Origin of the sequence: Caballeronia sp. INML2 (assembly GCF_023631365.1) — a bacterium.
GTDB lineage: Bacteria > Pseudomonadota > Gammaproteobacteria > Burkholderiales > Burkholderiaceae > Caballeronia > Caballeronia turbans.
The window spans coordinates 1-21155 of sequence record NZ_JALQDH010000032.1; the positions used below are offsets into that span (position 1 = coordinate 1).

The 21155-nt window shown below is 65.1% G+C and carries 18 protein-coding genes and 1 pseudogene; 4 read left to right on the forward strand and 15 right to left on the reverse strand.

The window, feature by feature from the left end:
- A pseudogene (locus NCT32_RS11590) lies at positions 1 to 455 on the reverse strand (NADP-dependent malic enzyme); the annotation flags it as partial.
- A 253-nt stretch (positions 456 to 708) separates the two neighbouring features.
- Between NCT32_RS11590 and thiL the strand changes: the two are divergent.
- The 4 genes from thiL to NCT32_RS11610 are packed head-to-tail and all read left to right on the forward strand — an operon-like array spanning position 709 to position 6099.
- The gene (gene thiL, locus NCT32_RS11595) at positions 709 to 1707 is read left to right on the forward strand and encodes a thiamine-phosphate kinase (RefSeq protein WP_061121418.1); all 999 of its coding nucleotides are present in this window, start codon (positions 709 to 711) and stop codon (positions 1705 to 1707) included.
- A complete protein-coding gene (locus NCT32_RS11600) occupies positions 1697 to 2242 on the forward strand; it encodes a phosphatidylglycerophosphatase A (protein ID WP_250490318.1) in 546 nt (181 codons plus the stop codon). Before thiL ends, NCT32_RS11600 begins: the two co-directional genes overlap by 11 nt.
- 25 nt (positions 2243 to 2267) lie before the next feature.
- Positions 2268 to 2768, forward strand: a complete 501-nt coding sequence (locus tag NCT32_RS11605; RefSeq protein WP_250490319.1) for a CinA family protein — start codon at positions 2268 to 2270, stop codon at positions 2766 to 2768.
- Positions 2769 to 2784: 16 nt separating this feature from the next.
- Positions 2785 to 6099: a DEAD/DEAH box helicase gene (locus NCT32_RS11610; protein WP_250490320.1), complete on the forward strand. Its 3315-nt coding sequence runs from the start codon at positions 2785 to 2787 to the stop codon at positions 6097 to 6099.
- 7 nt (positions 6100 to 6106) lie between these two features.
- Here the strand turns inward: NCT32_RS11610 and pyrF are convergent, their stop codons facing one another.
- The 14 genes from pyrF to NCT32_RS11680 all read right to left on the reverse strand — a co-directional run bounded on the left by pyrF (position 6107) and on the right by NCT32_RS11680 (position 21155).
- Complete coding sequence (gene pyrF, locus NCT32_RS11615; protein ID WP_250490321.1) at positions 6107 to 6919, reverse strand: orotidine-5'-phosphate decarboxylase; 813 nt, start codon at positions 6917 to 6919, stop codon at positions 6107 to 6109.
- A gap of 68 nt (positions 6920 to 6987) precedes the next feature.
- Positions 6988 to 8091: an aldose 1-epimerase gene (locus tag NCT32_RS11620; RefSeq protein WP_061121414.1), complete on the reverse strand. Its 1104-nt coding sequence runs from the start codon at positions 8089 to 8091 to the stop codon at positions 6988 to 6990.
- A gap of 89 nt (positions 8092 to 8180) precedes the next feature.
- Complete coding sequence (locus tag NCT32_RS11625; protein ID WP_250490322.1) at positions 8181 to 9068, reverse strand: SMP-30/gluconolactonase/LRE family protein; 888 nt, start codon at positions 9066 to 9068, stop codon at positions 8181 to 8183.
- On the reverse strand, positions 9059 to 9847 hold the full coding sequence (locus tag NCT32_RS11630) for an SDR family NAD(P)-dependent oxidoreductase (RefSeq protein WP_250490323.1): 789 nt from the start codon (positions 9845 to 9847) through the stop codon (positions 9059 to 9061). Before NCT32_RS11630 ends, NCT32_RS11625 begins: the two co-directional genes overlap by 10 nt.
- A 142-nt stretch (positions 9848 to 9989) precedes the next feature.
- Complete coding sequence (araH, locus tag NCT32_RS11635) at positions 9990 to 11006, reverse strand: L-arabinose ABC transporter permease AraH (protein ID WP_250477084.1); 1017 nt, start codon at positions 11004 to 11006, stop codon at positions 9990 to 9992.
- 18 nt (positions 11007 to 11024) lie between these two features.
- Positions 11025 to 12539 carry an L-arabinose ABC transporter ATP-binding protein AraG gene (araG, locus tag NCT32_RS11640; protein WP_250490324.1) on the reverse strand — a complete coding sequence of 505 codons (1515 nt, stop codon included), beginning with the start codon at positions 12537 to 12539 and terminating at the stop codon, positions 11025 to 11027.
- Positions 12540 to 12601: 62 nt separating this feature from the next.
- The gene (locus NCT32_RS11645) at positions 12602 to 13609 is read right to left on the reverse strand and encodes an arabinose ABC transporter substrate-binding protein (protein WP_061121409.1); all 1008 of its coding nucleotides are present in this window, start codon (positions 13607 to 13609) and stop codon (positions 12602 to 12604) included.
- A gap of 131 nt (positions 13610 to 13740) precedes the next feature.
- Positions 13741 to 14520: an SDR family oxidoreductase gene (locus NCT32_RS11650; protein WP_250490325.1), complete on the reverse strand. Its 780-nt coding sequence runs from the start codon at positions 14518 to 14520 to the stop codon at positions 13741 to 13743.
- On the reverse strand, positions 14517 to 15194 hold the full coding sequence (locus NCT32_RS11655; RefSeq protein WP_250490326.1) for a 2-dehydro-3-deoxy-6-phosphogalactonate aldolase: 678 nt from the start codon (positions 15192 to 15194) through the stop codon (positions 14517 to 14519). The genes NCT32_RS11650 and NCT32_RS11655 overlap by 4 nt, the downstream gene beginning before the upstream one ends.
- A 15-nt stretch (positions 15195 to 15209) precedes the next feature.
- Positions 15210 to 16199: a 2-dehydro-3-deoxygalactonokinase gene (locus NCT32_RS11660; protein WP_250490327.1), complete on the reverse strand. Its 990-nt coding sequence runs from the start codon at positions 16197 to 16199 to the stop codon at positions 15210 to 15212.
- On the reverse strand, positions 16196 to 17140 hold the full coding sequence (locus NCT32_RS11665) for an IclR family transcriptional regulator (protein ID WP_061121405.1): 945 nt from the start codon (positions 17138 to 17140) through the stop codon (positions 16196 to 16198). The genes NCT32_RS11660 and NCT32_RS11665 overlap by 4 nt, the downstream gene beginning before the upstream one ends.
- A 372-nt stretch (positions 17141 to 17512) precedes the next feature.
- Complete coding sequence (mtgA, locus tag NCT32_RS11670) at positions 17513 to 18262, reverse strand: monofunctional biosynthetic peptidoglycan transglycosylase (protein ID WP_250490328.1); 750 nt, start codon at positions 18260 to 18262, stop codon at positions 17513 to 17515.
- Positions 18262 to 19104, reverse strand: a complete 843-nt coding sequence (gene aroE, locus NCT32_RS11675) for a shikimate dehydrogenase (protein WP_250490329.1) — start codon at positions 19102 to 19104, stop codon at positions 18262 to 18264. The genes mtgA and aroE overlap by 1 nt, the downstream gene beginning before the upstream one ends.
- Positions 19101 to 21155: a ribonuclease catalytic domain-containing protein gene (locus NCT32_RS11680; RefSeq protein ID WP_250490330.1), complete on the reverse strand. Its 2055-nt coding sequence runs from the start codon at positions 21153 to 21155 to the stop codon at positions 19101 to 19103. Before NCT32_RS11680 ends, aroE begins: the two co-directional genes overlap by 4 nt.

The following is a 21155-nucleotide window of genomic DNA, read 5'->3' on the forward strand; positions in this document are numbered from 1 at the left end:
CGCTCGACGATGAAGCAGTCCGGCGCCTTGATGTCTTCCAGATTGATGCCGCCGAAGGTCGGTTCGAGCGCGGCGATCACATCGACGAGCTTGTGCGGATCGCTCTCGTTCAGCTCGATATCGAACACGTCGATACCGGCGAACTTCTTGAAGAGCACGGCTTTACCTTCCATGACCGGCTTCGACGCGAGCGGCCCGATGTTGCCGAGACCGAGCACGGCCGTGCCGTTCGATACGACGCCCACGAGGTTGCTGCGCGCGGTGAAACGCGCGGCGTTCAGCGGGTCTTCTACGATCGCTTCACACGCGAACGCGACGCCCGGCGAATAGGCCAGCGCGAGATCGCGCTGGTTGATCATCTGTTTGGTCGGCGCGATCGCGATCTTTCCGGGGACCGGAAATTCGTGATAGTCGAGTGCAGCTTCGCGCAACTTGGTATTGGCGTCGGTCGTCATAAGGCGGGCTAGCAGTGCGGGAATTAGAATAGAAGTTCGAACGCATTGTAGCGCCAATCAGGGGCGGTTTCGGACCGCGCTCCATGCATTTCGGCTACAAGTGCCATGACCGGAAAAGGTCTGATCGCCTCGCGGAGCAAGGCTCGCGGCACACCGTTCGATTTTTTCGAGATGCGGGACGGACACATTCGCGCGCCATCGCGGGTCCCGCGCTTTCCTCTTGCAGCGCACAAAAAGACACTTCTCGCCGACGATGCTCTCCGAGTTTTCTCTGATCGACCGATTCTTCGCACGCCGCGCGACGGCGCCCTCGCCACGTCACGAAGACGAGGCTGCGACGCCGCTCGGCATCGGGGACGACTGCGCGCTCATCGCGCCGCCCGCCGGCCATCAGCTCGCCATATCGACGGACATGCTGGTCGAAGGCCGCCACTTCTTTCCCGATGTCGATCCGCACGCGCTCGGCCACAAGGCGCTTGCCGTGAACCTGTCGGACCTCGCCGCGATGGGCGCGAAGCCGCATGCATTTACGCTCGCGCTCGCGTTGCCGCGCGCCGATGAAGCGTGGCTCGAAGCGTTCAGCGACGGCCTCTTCGCGCTCGCGCAGCGTCACGACTGCGCGCTGATCGGCGGCGATACGACGAGCGGTCCGCTCAACCTCTGCATCACCGTGTTCGGCGACGTGCCGCATGGCGCGGCATTGCGCCGTGACGCCGCGCGGACCGGCGACGACATCTGGGTGTCGGGAACATTGGGCGATGCGCGCGCAGGACTCGGCGCGATTCGCGGCGAATGGCGCGCGCCCGATGACGCCATCGCCGCAGGCTGGCAGCGCGCGCTTACGCGGCCCGAGCCGCGCGTCGCGCTAGGCCTCGCCTTGCGCGGCGTGGCGCACGCAGCGCTCGATATTTCCGATGGCCTCGCTGGCGATCTCATGCATATTCTGAAGCGCTCGGGCATGCGCGCCGTCATCGATGCCGATGCCGTGCCGTGCTCGGAAGCAGTGCGCGCGCTGCCCGACGTCGCGCGCCGCGCATGCACGCTCGCGGGTGGCGACGACTACGAACTGTGCTTCACCGCGCCCGTCGATGCGCGCGACACGCTCGCGAATATCGCGACGACCGTAAAAGTGCCGCTGACTCGGATCGGTACAATCGAATCATCCGGTGCGCCGGGAATTGCCTGGCGCGATGCCTCGGGCGCCCCGCTCTCTCTGACGTTGCAAGGCTTCGATCATTTTCATGCAGACTGACCCGACTCTCGCGGGCGAACCGAACGATTCGCGCAATCCGCCGCGCGCCGCGCCGCGCAAGGCGAGCGCGCGCTTCATGCTCACCCATCCGCTTCATATTCTTTCGCTAGGCTTCGGCAGCGGGCTTTCTCCCATCGCGCCGGGCACGGTCGGCACGCTGTTCGCGTGGGCGTCGTTCGTCGCGTTCAATCGGCATCTGACGGTCGCCGAATGGGGCGCGCTGATCGTCGCCGCCTTCGTCGCCGGATGCTGGTTCACCGGCTTCACCGCGAAGAAGATGGGCATCGCGGACCCGTCGCCGGTCGTGTGGGATGAGATCGTCGCGTTCTGGCTCGTGCTGCTGCTCGTCACCCCCGCGACTTTTACCGGCCAGTTGTGGGCGTTCATCGTGTTCCGTTTCTTCGACATGGTGAAGCCGCCGCCCATCCGCTATTTCGACCGCCATTTGAAAGGCGGCTTCGGCATCATGTTCGATGACCTCGTCGCGGCATTCTTCACGCTGCTCGTGATCGCGCTCTGGCGCATGACCGTCTGATTTCCAACTCTTCGAGAACATCACCATGCCAACCGACACCGTCGTTCACCAACTTGCGATTCGCGTCGGCAACAAGCTGCGCGACGAACGGCTGATGCTCGCGATCGCCGAGTCATGCACGGGCGGCATGGTCGCGAGCGCCATCACCGATATTTCCGGCAGCAGCGCGTGGTTCGAGCGCGGGTTCGTCACATATTCGAATCTCGCGAAGATCGAGATGATCGGCGTTCCGGCTACATTGATCGAGCAGCATGGCGCGGTGAGCGAGCCCGTCGCGAAAGCAATGGCCGAAGGCGCGCTGCGCAACAGTCGCGCGCAGGTGTCGATCGCGATCACCGGTGTCGCCGGGCCCGCGGGAGGAAGCGAAGCGAAGCCGGTGGGCACGGTGTCGTTCGCGTGGAGCAACCGGCTTCATACCGGGGTCGAGACGCAACTGTTCAAGGGCGACCGCGAGCAGGTGCGCACGCAGGCCGCCGCGCACGCGCTGCGCAAACTGCTGGAGTTTCTGGAGCAGCGCGAGCGGTGAGAGGTGAGACCATCGCATGCGAAAACAGACCGGCCAGTCGGCGGACTCGCCGATATACACCAAAGAACAGGTCGCCCGCTGGGTAGGCCCCGTAACAATCGACAAGGCGCGCGGCTACGTCCGTGCCGTCAGCGGTATCGTCTGGACGGACAACACCCTGCGCGCGCGGGTGGCGGGTACGCAACCGGCGCCGTACACGGTCGAGATCTCGTTCAGGAACAAGCGGCCGTTCGGCTATTGCTCGTGTCCGGTCGGCTTTGAATGCAAGCACGTCGCCGCGACGCTGCTCGCCTATCTGGAAAGAAAGGAAGGCGCTGCCCGAACCGGCGTGAGCGTGGAGGTCGAGCAATGGCTGTCTGACTTTCGCGCAAAGGTCGAGGCGACGCGGCACGCGCGCGCGAAAGCGGCCAGGCCCGCGACCGGCGCGGTGTTCCGGATTCTGTACGTGCTCGCGCCGTCCGCGCTAGGCCAATCCGCTTTCGAACTGGTGACGTACAAGGCGCGACTCGGCGCCGATGGCACGATTCGCGCGACCGAAAGCTGGTACCCAAACTACACGGCCTGGAGCAGTCCGCCGAAATTCGTGACCCCGGAAGACGAGGCCATCATTCGCGCGCTCCGGTCCGAGCGCGGCTATTCAGGCAACAGCTACGCGTTGAGCGGCAAGCGGGGCGCGGCGATCTGGAGCATGATGCTCGCGACCGACCGTCTCTATTTCGAACCGCATGGCCGCGATCTGCGGCTCGAAAAGCCATTGAGCGAGGGCGCGCGTCGCCGCGGCAACATCGAATGGATTCCGCACCATGACGACATGATTTTCGCGTCGCTCGAAACCGATCCGGAAGGCGGCATCGTGCTTCCGACCGAACCGCCCTGGTATTTCGACGCCTTCACGAACGAAACCGGAACCGTCGATACATCGATTCCCGATGAGTTCCTCGCCGACTATCTGGAGATGCCGGTGCTCACACTCGAGGATGCGGCCGTCGTGCGCGCGGCGCTCGCCGAATTTGCGCCCGCGCTCCCGGCGCCGCCCATGCGAGGCGACACGGACATGCGGACAATCGACGCCCCGCCCGTCCCCGTGCTCACGCTCGACACGCTTCTGCTCGATGCGCCTCGCAAGCTGAACATGCCCGCGACAGAACTCGACATCGCCCTGCTCGAATTCGACTACGACGGCTTCGTGATCGCGGCGAACAACCCCGAGACACTCATAAGGCTCGCGAACGGCGAACTCGCTCGCATCGCGCGCCGGGACGACCTCGAGAACGCGGGCATCCAGCGCCTGGGCAAAGCGGGACTCAAGCCAATCTCCGATGCGCAGGGCAGTCGCGACGAATCGCCGTATGCCGGCGGCTTCATCATGCCCGCGCGCGAAGCATGGCCCGCGTTCGTCGCCGACGAGTTGCCCGCGCTGCGCAATGCCGGCTGGCGCGTCGTCATCGTGCCCAATTCGCGTTTCGACGTCGTCGAGATCGACGAAATAGAGGCGGCCGCGCGCGCCGCTGAGCACGGCTGGTTCGATCTCGAACTGGGCATCATGGTCGAGGCTGAGCGCGTGCGCCTCGAACCGCTCCTCGCGGAGCTGTTCGCCCGCGACCGCCGCTGGCTCAACGGCGCGATCGATCTGATCGACGACGCGCACGCGGTCGAATTCCGCACGCAGGCGGGCAGGCGCTTCAAAGTGTGCGCCGCCCGCATCAAGCCGCTCGTGCGCGCGCTGATCGATCTGTTCGACCGCGCCGACCTTCGCGCGGATTCGCCGTTGCGGCTTTCGGCGCTCGAAGCCGGCCGCCTCACCGGAGCCGATGAAACGCTGCGTTGGCAATTTGGCGGCGACGCGTCGATGGTCGAACTCGCGCAACGGCTGCGCAAAGCCGCGGGGCCGCGCCGGATCGACGCGCCGAGCGGCCTGAAAGCGACGCTGCGCGATTATCAGCGCGAGGGTGTCGACTGGATGCAGTTCCTCCGCGAGCAGGAGCTCGCGGGCGTGCTCGCCGACGACATGGGCCTCGGCAAGACCGTGCAGACGCTCGCGCACATCCTCGTCGAAAAGGAAGCCGGCCGCCTCACGCAGCCGGCGCTGATCGTCGTCCCGACCACGCTCGTCAACAACTGGCAGGAAGAAGCGCGGCGCTTTGCGCCCGGCCTCAAAGTGCTGGATCTTCACGGGCCGCTGCGTCACGAACGCTTCGCGCGGATCGCGGAGCACGAGCTCATCATCACGACTTATCCGCTCGTCTGGCGCGACCACGAAGCTCTGTCAGCGCACGACTATCATCTGTTGATACTCGACGAGGCGCAGTACGTGAAGAACGCATCGAGCAAGGCGGCGGGCGTCATCCGCACGTTGCGCGCGCGGCACCGCCTGTGCCTCACCGGCACGCCGCTCGAAAACCATCTGGGCGAACTGTGGTCGCAATTCGATTTCCTGCTGCCCGGCTTTCTCGGCACGCAAAAAGACTTCGCCGCTCGCTGGCGCAAGCCGATCGAGAAGCACAACGACCAGACGCGCCGCAGCCTTCTCGCGCGACGGATCCGCCCCTTCATGCTTCGCCGCCGCAAGGATGATGTCGCGACCGAACTGCCGCTGAAGACGACGATCGTGCGCAGCGTCGAACTGGAGGGCGCGCAGCGCGATCTCTACGAGACCGTGCGCACCGCGATGCAGAAGAAAGTGCGGGACGCCATCGAGAAGCAAGGTTTCGCACGCAGCCATATCCTGATGCTCGACGCGCTGCTGAAGCTGCGACAAGTGTGCTGCGATCCGTCGCTGGTCAAGCTGCCGGGCGCGAGGAAGACCCCGGAATCGGCCAAGCTCGCGCTGTTGCTCGAGATGCTGCCGAATCTCATCGAAGAAGGCCGGCGCGTGCTCGTGTTCTCGCAGTTCACGGGCATGCTTGCGGTCATTGCCGGCGCGCTCGATGAAGCCGGTCTGACGTACGTCACGCTGACCGGCGAGACTGCGGATCGCACGACGCCCGTGCGGCGCTTTCAGGCGGGCGAGGTGCCCGTTTTCCTGATCAGCCTGAAGGCAGGCGGCGTCGGCCTGAACCTCACCGCCGCCGATACCGTCATCCACTACGACCCGTGGTGGAATCCCGCCGCCGAGAATCAGGCGACGGATCGCGCGCATCGCATCGGGCAGGACAAGCCGGTGTTCGTGTACAAGCTCGTCGCGACCGGCAGCATCGAAGAAAAGATAGTGTCGATGCAGGAGCACAAGGCAGCACTCGCAGCGGGCATTCTGTCCGATGACGCGCGCGCCGTGGAGAAGTTCTCCGTCGAGGATATCGACGCGCTGCTCGCGCCGATTCCCGATGCCTGACGCGCGTTTAGCGGTATGCGTTGATCGTATCCCGCGTCTTCTTTGCCGCGTCGGCCGCGGCTTGCGCGTAATCATCGCCCTTGCCCGCGTAGATGATCGCGCGCGACGAGTTGATCAGCATGCCCGTGCCGTTCGCGGTGCGGCCCGCGCGCACGGTCGCTTCGACATCGCCGCCTTGCGCGCCGATTCCCGGAATCAGCAACGGCATATCGCCGACGATCCCGCGCACCGTTTCGATTTCCTTCGGAAACGTCGCGCCGACGACCAGCCCGAGCTGGCCGCTCGCGTTCCACTTTTCCGCTGCGAGCGTCGCGACGACCTGATACAGCGGCTTGCCGTCGGTCGTCAGGAATTGCAGATCCGAACCGCCCGCATTCGACGTGCGGCACAGCACGATCACGCCCCGGCCTTCATGCGCGAGATACGGCTCGATCGAGTCGAAGCCCATGTACGGATTCACCGTCACGGCATCCGCGTTATAGCGCTCGAACGCTTCCTTCGCGTACTGCTCGGCCGTACTGCCGATATCGCCGCGCTTCGCATCCAGAATCACCGGAATGCCGGCGTGTTTCTCGTGGATATGCGCGATCAGCGCTTCGAGTTGATCTTCCGCGCGATGCGCCGCGAAATACGCGATCTGCGGCTTGAACGACGACGCATACGGCGCGGTCGCATCGACGATGGTTTTGCAGAACTCGAAGATCGCATCGGCGCGGCCGTTCAGGGCGCCGGGGAATTTGGCGGGTTCCGGGTCGAGGCCGACGCACAGAAGCGATTGCGTCCGCGACCACGCGGCGTTGAGAGCTTGGATGAATGACATGGCGGGATTTCGTTGAACGTCGATGCCACGCATTTTAACGTGCGAGGCATCGCGTCCATTGGCTGGCATCAGCGCGCAGCGTCCCGCGCCCGCGCCTTCGCTCCGGCTCGCGTGCGCGGCCTTCCCCGCCGCGCCGCCTCCCCGGTGCGCTCGACGGTAAAGCGAAACTCACGCGAAAGCCGCTCGCCCGGTTCGAGCACGGTCATCCCGTGGGCTTCCCCGCCGCCGGGCAGATTCACCGCGTTGATCGGATGATCGACGGGCTCGAAGCAGAAAAAGCTCTCGCCGGGCGGCGCATACAGCACGTAGTAATCGGTGTCGGCGGCGATCGTGAGCGACAGGCGGCGCTTCGGCCATAGCACCCTCGTGCGACCGCTCCAGCCGGTGAACGCGTTGTTCACCATCTCCGACGGCATCGGATACGCGACGCCGAATTGCCACGCGGGCGGCGTCGGCACGTGCCGCACCGGCAGCCAGTCGTCGCCGCAAAGCCACACGCCGCCCGCCGCCGCGGACAACTCCGTGTCCGCCTCGCGCATCAGGAACGGATGCAGCCCGAGGCCGAACGGCAGCGCTTCATCGCCGGTATTTTCCACATCGAGCGACACGGCGAGCGTGGCGTCGTCGAGCGCGTAAGTCTGCGCGGCGCGAAAGGCATAAGGCTTGCCGTCGCTGCGATCCAACGTCAGACGCACGCGCGTGGACGCTTCCTCAGCGACTTCCCACGCGCCGAGCCAGCCATCGCCATGCAGCGGCAGCGGTTCGCCGGCGCGGTTGCACGGCACGTCGATCGAGCGTCCTGAAAACTGAAAGTGCCCGTTGCCGATACGGTTCGAATACGGCAGAAGCGGATAGCACGCGAGCTGATTCGGATCCGTGTCCGGCCCGGGATCGACGCACGGCCGGAAGATCGGCACCAAGGTGCCCTGGTGCCGCCAGTCGAAGCGCGTGATCCCGCCGCCGAGCGACGGCGCGAGTTCAAGCCGCAGATGCGCGTTGGCGAGTGTGATACAGCCATCGGCATCGCGGCCGCCCATCGCGACCATCGCGGTGCCCGGGCCGGGCCGGACCGGTGGTTCGGTTGCAGCGGCGAGCCTCGAACGCCGGGCGTTCGCCTGTGCCTTGGACGTCGATGCAGAATTCGGTCTTTGCTCTGTGCGCGCACCAGCCATGACTCGTGCTCCATCGAGAGGCGAAAAACCCGGCGTCGCCGGGGTGTGTCGGGCGGTGCGTCGATCGCGCGCCGCCTCGCTATTTTCGGTTACGCCTTGCCCGCGAATACCGCTTCGGCCATGCCGCGCGCGCCGGGCGTCGCGACGAACACGCCGCCTGCGTGCGCATCGCTTTTCAGCGCCTCTTCAGAGAGGCCGATGCGCGCGCTCGTGACATACAGCGTGCCGAAGTCCGCGCCGCCGAACGCGGCGCAACTCGGCTGCGCGGTCGGCACGTCGATGCGCGCCGTCTCGCGGCCGTCGCGTCCATAGCGAACGACGCGCCCGCCGCCCCACTGCGCATTCCACAAGGCGCCTTCGGCATCGACGATCGAGCCGTCGGGCACGCCGGTCGCATCCGTCAGCGCGACGAACACGCGGTCGTTGGCGAACGTCGGATAGTCGCAGACGCGGATCTCGCGCGTCGGCGAGTCACAGTAGTACATCGTCGCGCCGTCGGGGGAAAAGCCGATGCTGTTCGAAATCGCGCAATTGCCGAGCGGGAGGCGCTCCAGAGATAGATCCGGGTTCAGCCGATAAAAGCCGCCGATCGCCTGCGCATCTTCCACGTCGTGCTTCGTGCCGAACACGAAGCGCCCTTCGCGGTCGCAGCGGCCATCGTTGAGACGCGTCGGCAGATCGGCTTCGACGTCCATGATCGTGTCGATGTGACCCGTCGCGATCTCATAGAAGGCGAGCCGCGACGCGAGGCCCAGCAGCAGGAAACGCGCATCGGCGCAGGGCGTGAAGCAGGCGAGCCGCTCGGGCATCGCGAACGATTGGCTCGCGCCGTCGCGCGGATCGTGGCGCCACAGCGTCTTGCCTTCGATATCGGTCCACCAGAAGCAGCCGCTTTTGGCGCACCACGTGGCGCCCTCGCCGAGCGAGCATTGGCTGTCGACCAGAAGCTGCGCGCGCATCGAGTTCATCAGGCCCATCCTCCGTCGACGATGATGTCTTGCGCCGTAATCATGCTGCTGTCGTCCGAAGCGAGAAAGAGCGCCGCGCGCGCGAGATGCGCGGGCAGCAATTCCCCGCCGATGCACTGGCCCTGCTTGATCGCTTCCTTGCCGGCCTCATCGAGCCACAGGCGCTTTTGCTTCTCGGTCATCACCCAGCCCGGCACGAGCGTATTCACCCGAATGCCGAACTTGCCGAGATCGCGCGCGAGGCCGCGCGTCATGCCCTGCACCGCCGACTTCGACGTCGTGTAGACCGGGAAGTTGCCTTGCTTGAGCATCCAGCTGATCGAGCCGAGATTGATGATCGAGCCGCCGCCCAGGCGCTTCATGTCGTCGATCACGGCCTGAGCCGCGAAGAACTGATGGCGGATGTTGACCGCGATGCCCGCATCGTATGACTCCGGCGTGACGTCCTCGATTGCGTGGCGCTTGTCGTTGGCGGCATTGTTGACGAGCACGCTGATCGGGCCGAATGCGGCGCGGACGTCGTCGATGCCTTTTCGCAATGCGTCGATGTCGGTCAGGTCGACGCGCAGGAACATCGGGCGGGTCTGCGTTGCTGTCAGGGCTGCGCCCAGGCGGTCGGCGAGCGCTTCGCCCGCGTCGGTGTCGATGTCGAAGAAGGCGACCTTCGCGCCCTGATCGAAGAAGTGTTCGACGAAACCCTCGCCGATGCCGGTCGCTCCGCCGGTGATCAGGACCGTTTTGCCTTCCAGGCTTGGGTATCTTGCTAGTGACTTGTTGATCGGTGCCATGTTGGTTGTCCCTTTGCTTTTTTTGCGCCTGCTTCGGTGGAATCCTGTTTTCGTGTCGGTCTGTTTGCACGGCCCTTGTGCGGGGCAGTGCTGATAAACCAACGCGAATACGGGATCCGCGAAAGCCCAACGTTATCCAACATCAATCCCGCGAGCCGCGATTCTTCAACTGATCGAGCAACACGGCAGCAAGCAAAATCGCCCCTCGCACGAGGTACTGATAAAACGCATCGATATTCAGGAGATTCATGACGTTTTCAACAGTGCCCATGATGAGCACCCCGATTACGACGCCAGAAATCGTCGCCCGCCCGCCGAGCAGTGAAACTCCTCCCAGCACGCAAGCCGAAATCACGTTCAGCTCGAACCCCTGTGCCGCATTCGGCTGCCCCGACGTGATGCGCGAAGCGAGAATGACGCCCGCCAGCGCCGTCACCGCGCCCTGAATCAAAAAGATCCACACGCGCGTGCGCTCGACATTGATACCCGCAAGCCGCGACGCTTCCGGATTGCCGCCAATCGCCAATGTATTACGTCCATACACAGTCTGATTGAGCAATACGCCAAAAACGATGAAACACGCAAGCGTCACCCAGATAGGCAGGGAAATCCCGATCATCGACAAGCTGCCGAGCGCGATAAACGTGTCCGACGATACGCCGACCGCCTGCCCATGCGACACGATGAACCCGAGCCCGCGCACGATTTCCATCGTTGCGAGCGTGGTGATCAGCGCATTGATGCGCAGATAGGCGATCACCGCGCCGTTCACGAAGCCGATCACCGCGCCCGCCGCCACCGCCGCGACGATCGCGATCGCGGTGTTGTCGGTCGCGTTGAGCACCATCGCGCAAAGCACGCCGGCAAACGCGATCGTCGAACCGACCGACAAGTCGAAGTCGCGCGACGCGAGACAGAACATCATCGTGCACGCGACCATGCCGATCTGCGAGATCGACAACGCCAGACCGAGCATGTTCTCGATCGAGAAGAAGTGATCGACGGTCAGCGACATCGTCAGGAACATGACGATGAAGATCACGATCAGGCTGTACTCGGTGATCTGCTGCCACCACTTCTGTTTGTCGTTCTTTTGCGGGATCAGCGCATTCGCGACGGTTTCCGTCGCCTGCCCCACGATGTTTTCTCTTGCTTCCATGATTCGCTCCTCTTGTCCTTACGCAGCCTGCGCGACGGTGTCCGACTGCGGCAGCGCGAGACCCAGCACCGCCTGTTCGCTTGCCTCACCGCGCGGCAATTCGCCCGCGATCCGCCCCTGCCGCATCACGACGATCCGGTCGGACACGCCGAGCACTTCCGGCAACTCCGACGAAATCATCACGATCGCGCAGCCGCGCTCGGCGAGCTGATAGATCACGTTATAGATTTCATGCTTCGCGCCGACGTCGATGCCGCGCGTCGGTTCGTCGAGAATCACGACCTTCAGATCCGGCTCCGCGAGCCAGCGCGAAAGAATCGCCTTCTGCTGATTGCCGCCCGACAGGAAGCGGATGCGCTGCTTGCGGCTCGGCGTCTTGATCTTCAGAAGCTGAATGAAGCGCTCGGCCGTCTGCGCTTCCTTCTTGCGATCGAGAAACAGCCCGCCACGCAGATAGTGACGGCGGCACGAGATGTTGATGTTCTCCGCGACCGTCGCCATCGCGACGATGCCTTCTTCCTTCCGATCTTCCGGACACAGCACGATGCCGTGGCGGATCGCCTCGCCGGTGCTTCGCACGCGGATTGCCTCGCCGTCGAGCGTGATCGTGCCGCCTTTCTTCTTGTCCGCGCCGTAGACGAGATGCATCAGTTCGCTGCGGCCCGCACCGACCAGGCCGAAGAAACCGACGATCTCACCGCGCTTCACCTCGAAGTTCGCGGGCGCGCTCAACGCGTCGCCCTGCACGTCCTTCACTGAGAAGCGCACCTCGCCCAGCGGCCGCGCGCGATAGTTATAGATATCGCTGATTTCGCGGCCGACCATTTCCTGCACGAGCGTCTCGCGCGGCACTTCCGCCAGCGACAGATGCGACGCGATCTTGCGGCCGTCGCGGAAAATCGTGCACGCATCGCACAGCTCGTAGATCTCGTCCATGCGATGCGAGATGTAAATCAACGCGCGATAGTCGGCCTTGAGATCGCGCACGAGCTTGAAGAGCACTTCCGTCTCGCGATGCGACAGCGAACTCGTCGGTTCGTCCAGCGCGATCACGCGCGCGTTGCGCAACAGCGCCTTGCAGATTTCGACCATCTGCCGCTGCGCGATCGAGAGCTTGCGCAGCTTCGCGTTCGGGTCGAGATCGACGCCCATCGCCGTGAGCCGCTCGCGCACGTGCGCTTTCGCCGCACGCTTGTCGACCCAGCCAAGCCGGTTCGGCAGCGCGCCGAGCAGCAGGTTCTCGGCCACGGTCAGGTCCGGCACGTACTGCAATTCCTGATGAATCACCGCGATGCCCGACGCGATCGAAGCCGCCGCGCTCGCGAAATGCACTTCCTTGTCGTCGATGAGCACGCGCCCCGAATCGGGCTGATACTCGCCGCCGAGAATCTTGAGCAAGGTCGACTTGCCCGCGCCGTTCTCGCCCATCAAGCCGTGAACTTCGCCGGCGTTGACGTCGAACGACACGCCATCGAGCGCGCGCACGCCTGGAAACACCTTGCCGATATTGTCAAAACGCAGCGTCGCTGACACATCGCCTCCTTATGCTTCGAGCGGGCCGCGCAAAAGCACGCGGCCCGCCCTCATCCAATGACTTAGTTCGATGCCAGGCCCATCTGCTGACGCACCGACGCCACGTTTTCACGCGTCGCCAGCATGCCGGTCGTGAGCGTGAGCGGCGGCGGCGCCTTGCCGTCCTTGATCCACGCGTACATCAGCTCGGACGTTTCTTCGCCGTGGCGCTTCGGGCTGATGATGACGGTGCCGTAGAAGCCCGTCGGATTCGGCTTCTTGAACTCGTTCAACGCCGAGTCCGAACCGCCGATGCCGATGCCGATCATGTTGTCCGCCTTGAAGCCGCGGCCTTCCGCGGCGCGCACGGCGCCGAGCACGGCTTCGTCGTTCAGGCCGTAGGCGACCCAGTGCTTGAACTGCGGGTTCTTCGTGAGCGCGATGTTCGCGGCATTGAACGCGTTCTCGGTGTCGGTCTTCGCTTGCGGCGCGGCGACGATGTTCGCCTTCGGGAAGCCGGCGGCGACGAGCGCGTCGGTTGCGCCGCTCGTGCGGTCATGCGCGGTCGGCAACTGCTCGTAGGTCACGTCGATCGCGCCGACGTCCTTCATGTCCCAGCCGCGCTTCTTGATTTCCGCGGCGATGCCGTCGCCCACCTGCTTGCCGATGTTGTAGGCCGAAATGCCCATGTGCGGCACGGATTCGATCGGCTTGCCCGAGCCGTCGACGAGGCGGTCATCGACCGTCATCATCTTGAGCTTGTCTGCCTTCGCCTTCGCGACGATGCCCGGCCCGAGCTTCACGTCCGGCGTGCAGATGATGAAGCCCTGCGCCTTCTGCGCCGCGAGGTTGTCGATCGCGCTCATCACCTTTTCACCCGACGGCGCGCCGATCTTCACGAGCGTGAAGCCCTTCTCCTTCGCGGCGATTTCCGCGAATTTCCACTCGTCCTGGAACCACGGTTCTTCCGGCTGCTTCACGAGGAAGCCGATCTTGACGTCGTCGGCGGCCTGGGCGACGGGCGCCGCGATCATGGACGCGCTCGTTGCCGTGGCGGCGGCGATCAGCGTGAGGAACAGTCTGCGTTTCATTTTTTGTCTCCCGACTTCTTCCGATGTCGAACAATGCCCGCGCACGGGCGCTAACGAAGGTGTGTGGCCGCGTTGTTTTCTGTCGTGATGCCGCACCGCGGCCAGTGCGTCATTCTTCGGTGGTTCGTTGTTCAGTCGTGGTACAGCGCGGAACGGCCGCCATCCACGGTGATGCAGCTCGCGTTGATGAACGGCGCCTCGTCCGATGCGAGAAACACCGCCGTCATCGCGACTTCGTGCGGCTGGCCGATGCGCTTCATCGGCTGAAGATCGAGCGTCGCCTGGCGCGCGGCCTTCGGATCGGCTTGCGAATCCCACCAATCCAGCGTCAATTGCGTTTCGATGTATCCCGGCGCGATCGCATTCACGCGCACGTTGTTCGGCGCGTATTCGATGCCGAGCGCGCGCGTCAGTCCGATCACGCCGTGCTTTGCCACCGGATACGGAAAGCAGCCGGGAATGATCTTGAAAGCGTGCGTCGACGCGATATTCACGATGCTGCCCCGCCCGCGCCCGACCATGCCCGGCAACACGGCCCGGCACCCGTTCCACACGCCGTCGAGATCGACGGCGAAGCAGCGGCGCCAGTCGTCGTCGGTCATCGTGAGCGGATCGCAAAACACGTTGATGCCGGCGTTGTTCACGAGCACGTCGAGCGGACCCAGGGAAGCCTCGATGTGCGCGACGGCCTCTTTCACCCGCGCGCTCTGCGTCACGTCCGTCTGCACCGCGAGCACGCGCGCGCCGCTCACTTCCGACGCAATGCGCTCGGCCGTCGCGCGCGCCGTGTCGATATCCAGTTCCGCCAGCGCCACCGACGCGCCCTCGCGCGCGAACGCCAGCGCGATCGCCGCACCGATGCCGCGTCCCGCGCCCGTGACCATCGTCACTTTGCCGGCGAGCCGGTTCATTTGATGTCGCCCCGCGCTTTCGCGAGTCCGTCGATGAATGCCTTTGCGTGCGATGCCGTCGCCTCCGTGCTCTGGCCCGGCTTGTACAGCGCAGAGCCTAGGCCGAAGCCGTTCGCGCCCGCGCTCAGGAACGGGCCCATGTTGTCGGGCGTTATGCCGCCGACCGGCACGAGCGGCACTTCCTGCGCGATCACCGCGCGCCATGCCTTCGCGACGGCCGGGCCGAGCTGCTCGGCGGGGAACATCTTCAGCACGTCGGCGCCGTTCTTCAGCGCGAGAAACGCCTCGTTCGGCGTCGCGACGCCCGGCGCGCACGCGAGACCTTGCGCCTTCGCGGCGCGAACGACATCGGCGTCGCTGTGCGGCATCACGACGAGTTCGCCGCCCGCGGCCTTCACGCTGTCGACATAACTCGGATGCAGCACCGTTCCCGCACCGACGATCGCATCGGCGCGCAGCGCCTGGCGGATCGCCGCGATGCTGTCGAACGGCTGGGGCGAATTGAGCGGCACTTCGACGATGCGAAAGCCGGCTTCGTACAGCGCGCGGGCGTGTTCGGCGGCATCGGCCGGCGTCACGCCGCGCAGGATCGCGATCAGCGGGCACGAGGCGAACGCCTTCGCGAGACCGGCGTGCATGCCATAGGGCGCGGGCAAATTGATGGATGGCTGCATCGTGTTGACTCCTTTTCAGGCCGTGCGCACAGGCGCGGCGACGAGGCCGGCAAGCACTGCAATTCGATAAAGACCGTGCTCGGTGGCCTGCGCGACGATTGGCGCGTCATGGCAACCGAAGCGCGAAAGCGCGACGCGATAGCGGTCGCAGAGCGCGTCGCTGCCGATCAGGCGCAACGTTTTTCCCGCGAGCGAGGAACCTTCGCGCGTGAGCACTTCGCTCAGGCCGCGCAGTTCGTGGCCGATCAACAGCCCCGACAGATAATCCGGCTGCTGCTCGCCCGTCAGCTGACCGGTGAGGCCAAGCGTGCGCGTGGTGAAGATCGTCGCGAGCATGCCTGCATCGCCGGCATCGCGCGCCGTATCGACGCCGCGCACGAACGCCTGTTCGTCGTGCGTCGCGCTCGGATGCATCGTGCGGCCGAGAATCGTGTGATCACGCAGCACGCTGAAGGTCTCGCCCGTCATGAACGTGTAGAAGCGCTCGATGCGCTCATCGCTCACGAACGCCCATTTCGCATGCGTGCCCGGCAGTCCGATCAGCGCGCCGCCCGATGTTCCGAGCGACGGCTCGCTCGCCAGCGCGCCGAAAATCTGCGTTTCCTCGCCGCGCATCACGTTGGGCAACACGCCGCGCTCCAGCACGCCGGGCACGACATGCACCACGACGCCGCGCGCCGTCTTCACCGTGACGATGCCCGCGACGAGCGCATCGGCCCCGGCGGGCGTTTCGACGTACGGCGCTTCCACCCAGCCCTGCGCGCTGCCGACCATGCCCGCCGCAATGACGGGCAACGGCGCATCGAGCGGCCCATGCGCATCGAGCCACGCGCCGCAGGTTTCCTCGAACGCCTGATCGAAGCCGCCCGCGGGCAGATTCATGATGCCGGCCGACGACGCGCGCGTGTCAAGCGCGGTGCCGTCGGCGCCTAGCAGATAGGCGCGCAGCGACGTCGTGCCCCAGTCGAGCGCGATGAGCGTGGGCGTGCGAACGGGTGCGTTCATCGCTTGATCCTGCGCGCTGCCTGCGGGGCACGCCAGCCGAGTTCCTCGGAAATCGCGCGCGCTTCGCGCTGCACGACCGGAATCAGTTCTTCCATGCGCTCATGCGGCATATAGGGAATCGTGCTCGCCACCGACAACGCCGCGACGATCGCGCCGGACGCATCGCGCACCGGCGCGGCAACGCAGCGTATCGAAGCCTCGTTCTCTTCCAGATCGAACGTGAAGCCGCCTTGCGAATAGCGCGTCATGCGCTGCTGGAAGGTGTCGAAATCGGGCCGGTTGTCGGGCTTGAAACTCGTTTTCGCGAGCACGCGATGCGACGCTTCGAGCAGCTTCTTCCACGCGTTCGCTTCGAGGTCGAGCATCATTGCCTTGCCGATGCCCGTCGACGCGAGCGGCATGCGATGCCCGACGCGCGAGCGCATCTCCAGGCCGCGCGTGCCCGGAATCTTGTCGATGTAGAGGACGTCGTCGCCATCGCGCACGCCGAGGTGAATCGTGTCGTGCGTGTGTTCCGCGAGCGCCTGCAGATGCGGCCGCGCGACCGCCGTGAGCGGCATCTGTTCGAGCGCGATCGTGCCCAGTTCGATGAGCTTCGGCCCGAGCAGATAACCGCCCTGCACCTGGCGCAGATAGCGCGCCTGCACGAGCGAGCTGACGAGCCGATGGGTCGTGCTGCGCGTCGTGCCGAGCGCCGCGCCGAACGCGCGCAGATCGCGCGCGCCATTCGCGGCGGCTTCGAGAATCGCGAGGCCGCGCAGAAGCGTCTGGGTGCCGGCCTGCTGCGGCGTGACGTCCACGAGCGCGCTCGGCAACGCGATCGCGTCGGGATCGGGCATGTGCTTCGCCCCGCTCGCGCCGTTGCGCTTCACGCTCGGGCCGCTCGCGTGCGCGGATTGCGCTTGGGCGGCGTCGGTTTCCGGGTTCTGGAATTTGGTCATGGCGCAGGTCTCTCGTCGATCACGATGCGTGTCGTGCGTCGCTCGCAGGCGCCGCGGCGAGCGTTGCCGCACGAGCGTGCGAATGGTGCGAAGCGTGTGAATCGTGTGAAGAGGCCAGCGAGCGCTGGCGAGCGATCGGGTGCATGACGTGTCTCCGTTGTTCTGGTCGTGCGCGCCGCTACGTTTTTTCGGTCGTCGCACGCATATGCCGTTCGGGCTGTGGTCGGATTGTAGTTCTGGCCCTTCGTACTATTCAATATGTGACCGTCATGTTCACATAATGGGACCATAACTGACAGCCGACAGCGACCCGAAAACAAAAAAGCCCTGATAAATCAGGGCTTTGCATTGTTTAGTTTCGTAAACTAAATTTCACTGCGGCAGCTCCGCCGCACCCATCCGCCGCGCGATGACGCGTGAACGCTGCGACAGATACGGCGCGTTGCGATGATCGTCGAAATACTTGGGCCGCGGCAGCATCACGGCGAGCCGCGCGCTTTGCCAGGCGGTCAGATTCGCCGCCGATGTCTTGTAGTAATACTGCGCTGCCGCTTGCGCACCGTAGACACCGTTGCCCCACTCGACCGAATTCAGATAGATCTCGAAGATGCGTTCCTTGTCCATCCAGAACTCGAGCATCCACGTGATCACGAACTCCTGCGCCTTGCGAACGTAGCTCTTCTCGCGCGACAGAAAGAGATTGCGCGCGAGCTGCTGCGAAATGGTCGAACCGCCCGCGACGATCTTCCCGCGCGCCTTGTTCTTCTCCCAGGCCTGAAGAATGGCGTCGGTTTCGTAGCCGTTGTTGTTGACGAAGTTGGCGTCTTCCGACGCGATGATCGCGCGCTTCAGGTTGCGCGAAATCTGGTCGTACGGCACCCATGCGTGCTGCAGCGACACGCCGGGATGCGTCTTCGCGAGCGTCCACGCATCGGCACGCATGAAGGCCGTTGGGCCCGGATTCACGACCGTCCAGATGCCGATCTGCGCGAAAAAGTAGAGCTGCGTCGCGATGAATGCGATGCCGAGTACCGACACGCCGTACATGATCCATCGTGCCGGGCCGAGCCGCACCGCTTTGTGCGCACGTGGCGCGCGCGTCCCGATCGGCGCGGTGGTCATCAGGCTTTAGCGGCCAGTGTCTGGCGCAATTCGCGCAGCACGGCGCCGCCGTCCGGGCGCACGCCACGCCAGATGAAGAACGATTCAGCCGCCTGCTCGACGAGCATGCCGAGCCCATCCGATGCGCGCGCGCCGAGCTTCGACGCGTGCCGCATGAAAACGGTCGGTTGCGCGCCGTACATCATGTCGTAGGCAAGCGTGCCCGCGCCGAATGCGCTGTCGTCGCAATCGGGCAACGCGGCGTCGAGGCTGCCCGCCGTCGCGTTGACGATGACGTCGTAGCGGCCCGCTTCCGCGCTGTCTGCGCCGCCGCCCGAGAAGCGCACGCCGCATTCGGCGGCGTTCGGCGCGAACTGGTCGACGAGCCGATGCGCCTTCGCCGCCGTGCGATTGACGATGGTGAGCGCCGCCGGCGCGCGATCGAAGATCGGCAGCACGACGCCGCGAGCCGCGCCGCCCGCGCCGAGCAGCAAAATGCGCGCGCCTCTGAGACTTACGCCGAGATTCACCTCGATGTCGCGCACGAGGCCGATGCCGTCGGTGTTGTCGCCCCGCACGCCATCTGACCCGAAGGACAGCGTGTTCACCGCGCCCGCCGCCGCCGCGCGCGGGGACAGCGCATCCGCGAGCGCGTGCGCTTCGAGCTTGAACGGCACCGTGACGTTCATGCCGCGCCCGCCCGACGCGACGAACTTCTTCACTTCATGCTCGAAGCCATTGAGCGGCCCGAGAATGCGCCCGTACTCGATGGGCTCGTCGGTCTGCTCGGCGAACTTCGCGTGAATCCACGGCGATTTGCTGTGCTCGATCGGATTGCCGATCACCGCGTATCGGTCTTTCATGGCGTCGGCTCCTGCGCGTTGTCCGGCGCTTCCGGTTGTGGCTGCTCCGCCGAGGCTTCCGCCTGCGCTTCCGCCTCGCTTTCCGCCGAGAGATCTTCGGTCTCGATGATGTCCTCGTCGGCTTCGTCTTCCTCGACCGGCGCGCTCGCGGACGGCGCATCGATGACGTGCAGCAGACGGCAGGACGCTTCGACGGTCAGTTCATCGATCGACACGACTTCCAGCATCACGCGCGTGCCGCGCGCATGCACGCCGAGGCCCGGCACGTGCAGGATCAGCGGAATTTCTTCGAGCCGGACGAGGTCGTCCTTGATGACCGACGCCGGAACCTGTTTCCTGTTCTCCTGCTTCAGCCAGCGCAGGCACCAGAAGTACTCCATGCGGCGCTGATGATCGGCGTACGCGGTGTACGTGTCGTCGAATCCCTGCACGACGGCGAAGAGATCCGCGTCCTTCGGCTTGAACGGCGCGGCGAGCTTGGCCGTCACGCCGTGCTGCACGCACGCGAGCAGTTGCCATTGATTGACGAGATCGACGTAGCGGCGCAGCGGCGACGTGCTCCACGCATATTGCGCGACGCCCAGCCCTTCGTGCGGCGCGGGCGTCGTCTGCATGCGCGTGCGCTTCGGGCCGGGACCGCCGAAACCGCGCTGCGAGCGGTAGATGCCCGGCACGCCGTGATCGTCGAGGAATGCGCCCCACGACGAATTCGCGAGAATCGCGAGTTCCGCGACGATCAGATCGAGCGGCGAACCACGACGGCGAGGTGTGATCGTGATGTGCTCGCCATCGACATAAAAGTTGAAGTCGTTGTTGCGCTGCACTTCGCGCTTGAGACCGTAGCTCGCGCGCGCCTGCTGACGCTTTTCGAAGAGCGCCTGCGCGAGCGGCCACAACACGGCGATGTCGTCTTTGTGCGCGTAATCGCCCGTGCCTGCGGCGAGGCTTTCCTCGGTGACGAACGCGTCGAGATGGTTGTGGCGCAGGTTGCTCTTCACGAACACGCGCTCGGCGCGGGTTTCCGTCGCGACGATGTCCTGCGTCTCGCGGTTCACGATGATGTACAGCGACAGCGCCGGGCGCAGCCCGCCTTCGCCGAGCGTGAACACGTCGACGACGTTGTCCGGCAGCATCGTGATCTTGTCGCCAGGCATGTAGACCGTGGACAGACGTCCGCGCGCGATCGCATCGATCGTGTCGCCGCGCGTGATGCCGAGCGCTGGCGCCGCGATGTGAATGCCCACGCGTACGCGTCCATCGGAGAGATGCTGGACGGAGAAGGCGTCGTCGATTTCGGTCGTGGTGACGTCGTCGATGGAGAAGGCCTCGACATCCGCTTCGGGCAAGTCCTCGGGCAACGGGCCCGGCTGCACCGACGGAAAGCCTGTGCCATGCGGGAAGTATTCCGATAGAAAGCGCGCTTCATGCAACGCGCGCGGCGACGCGATGCCGCCGCATTCGAGCATCAGCCGCGCCTGAGAAATGCCGCGCGCAGCCGCCGCCGCTTCGAGCGCCTTGTACTCGATGGAATTCTTGTCGGGCTTGGTGAGCAGGCCGAGCGCCTTGTCTTTCAGTGCGTCGGGCAGCTTGCCCGCCTTCAGGTCGTCTTCGTAACCTTGCTGCACGAGCGACTGCTGACGCTTGCGCTCGAGCGACGCGAGCGCCATCTGCAGTTGTTCCTGCGGCGCGCGCTGATACTGGCCGCGCCCCTTGCGCCGGAAATAGACCGGCGCGCCGTGCATGCGCAGGACGAGCGCCGCGCGTTCCGTGGGACCGAATTTGTCGCCGAAGTAATCCGCGCCGAGTGCGGCGAACGGAAATTCTTCGTCGGGCGCACATTCCCAAAGGAAGTCGAGATCGATCTCCTGCGCGATGGCGTCGGCTTCCTGCATCAGGTCGCCGGCCGCGGGTTTGTCGAACTCGATCAGCACGTCTTTCGCGCGCACCTTGGCGCGCCGCCCGCCCGGCAGCTCGACCTGGAACGCGTCTCCCTGTTTGGACAACACCGATCCGGCCTTGAAACTACCCGATTCCTCGAAGAAAACGTTCAC

Bases quoted from the DNA above. Each gene is read 5' to 3' on its own strand.
- NCT32_RS11645 (WP_061121409.1), bottom strand. From the start codon at position 13,609: ATGAAACGCAGACTGTTCCTCACGCTGATCGCCGCCGCCACGGCAACG.
- mtgA (WP_250490328.1), bottom strand. From the start codon at position 18,262: ATGACCACCGCGCCGATCGGGACGCGCGCGCCACGTGCGCACAAAGCG.
- NCT32_RS11655 (WP_250490326.1), bottom strand. From the start codon at position 15,194: ATGCAGCCATCCATCAATTTGCCCGCGCCCTATGGCATGCACGCCGGT.
- NCT32_RS11650 (WP_250490325.1), bottom strand. From the start codon at position 14,520: ATGAACCGGCTCGCCGGCAAAGTGACGATGGTCACGGGCGCGGGACGC.
- araH (WP_250477084.1), bottom strand. From the start codon at position 11,006: ATGGAAGCAAGAGAAAACATCGTGGGGCAGGCGACGGAAACCGTCGCG.
- pyrF (WP_250490321.1), bottom strand. From the start codon at position 6,919: ATGTCATTCATCCAAGCTCTCAACGCCGCGTGGTCGCGGACGCAATCG.
- aroE (WP_250490329.1), bottom strand. From the start codon at position 19,104: ATGAAAGACCGATACGCGGTGATCGGCAATCCGATCGAGCACAGCAAA.
- NCT32_RS11630 (WP_250490323.1), bottom strand. From the start codon at position 9,847: ATGGCACCGATCAACAAGTCACTAGCAAGATACCCAAGCCTGGAAGGC.
- NCT32_RS11660 (WP_250490327.1), bottom strand. From the start codon at position 16,199: ATGAACGCACCCGTTCGCACGCCCACGCTCATCGCGCTCGACTGGGGC.
- NCT32_RS11665 (WP_061121405.1), bottom strand. From the start codon at position 17,140: ATGACCAAATTCCAGAACCCGGAAACCGACGCCGCCCAAGCGCAATCC.
- NCT32_RS11600 (WP_250490318.1), top strand. From the start codon at position 1,697: ATGCAGACTGACCCGACTCTCGCGGGCGAACCGAACGATTCGCGCAAT.
- NCT32_RS11620 (WP_061121414.1), bottom strand. From the start codon at position 8,091: ATGGCTGGTGCGCGCACAGAGCAAAGACCGAATTCTGCATCGACGTCC.
- NCT32_RS11610 (WP_250490320.1), top strand. From the start codon at position 2,785: ATGCGAAAACAGACCGGCCAGTCGGCGGACTCGCCGATATACACCAAA.
- NCT32_RS11625 (WP_250490322.1), bottom strand. From the start codon at position 9,068: ATGGGCCTGATGAACTCGATGCGCGCGCAGCTTCTGGTCGACAGCCAA.
- thiL (WP_061121418.1), top strand. From the start codon at position 709: ATGCTCTCCGAGTTTTCTCTGATCGACCGATTCTTCGCACGCCGCGCG.
- NCT32_RS11605 (WP_250490319.1), top strand. From the start codon at position 2,268: ATGCCAACCGACACCGTCGTTCACCAACTTGCGATTCGCGTCGGCAAC.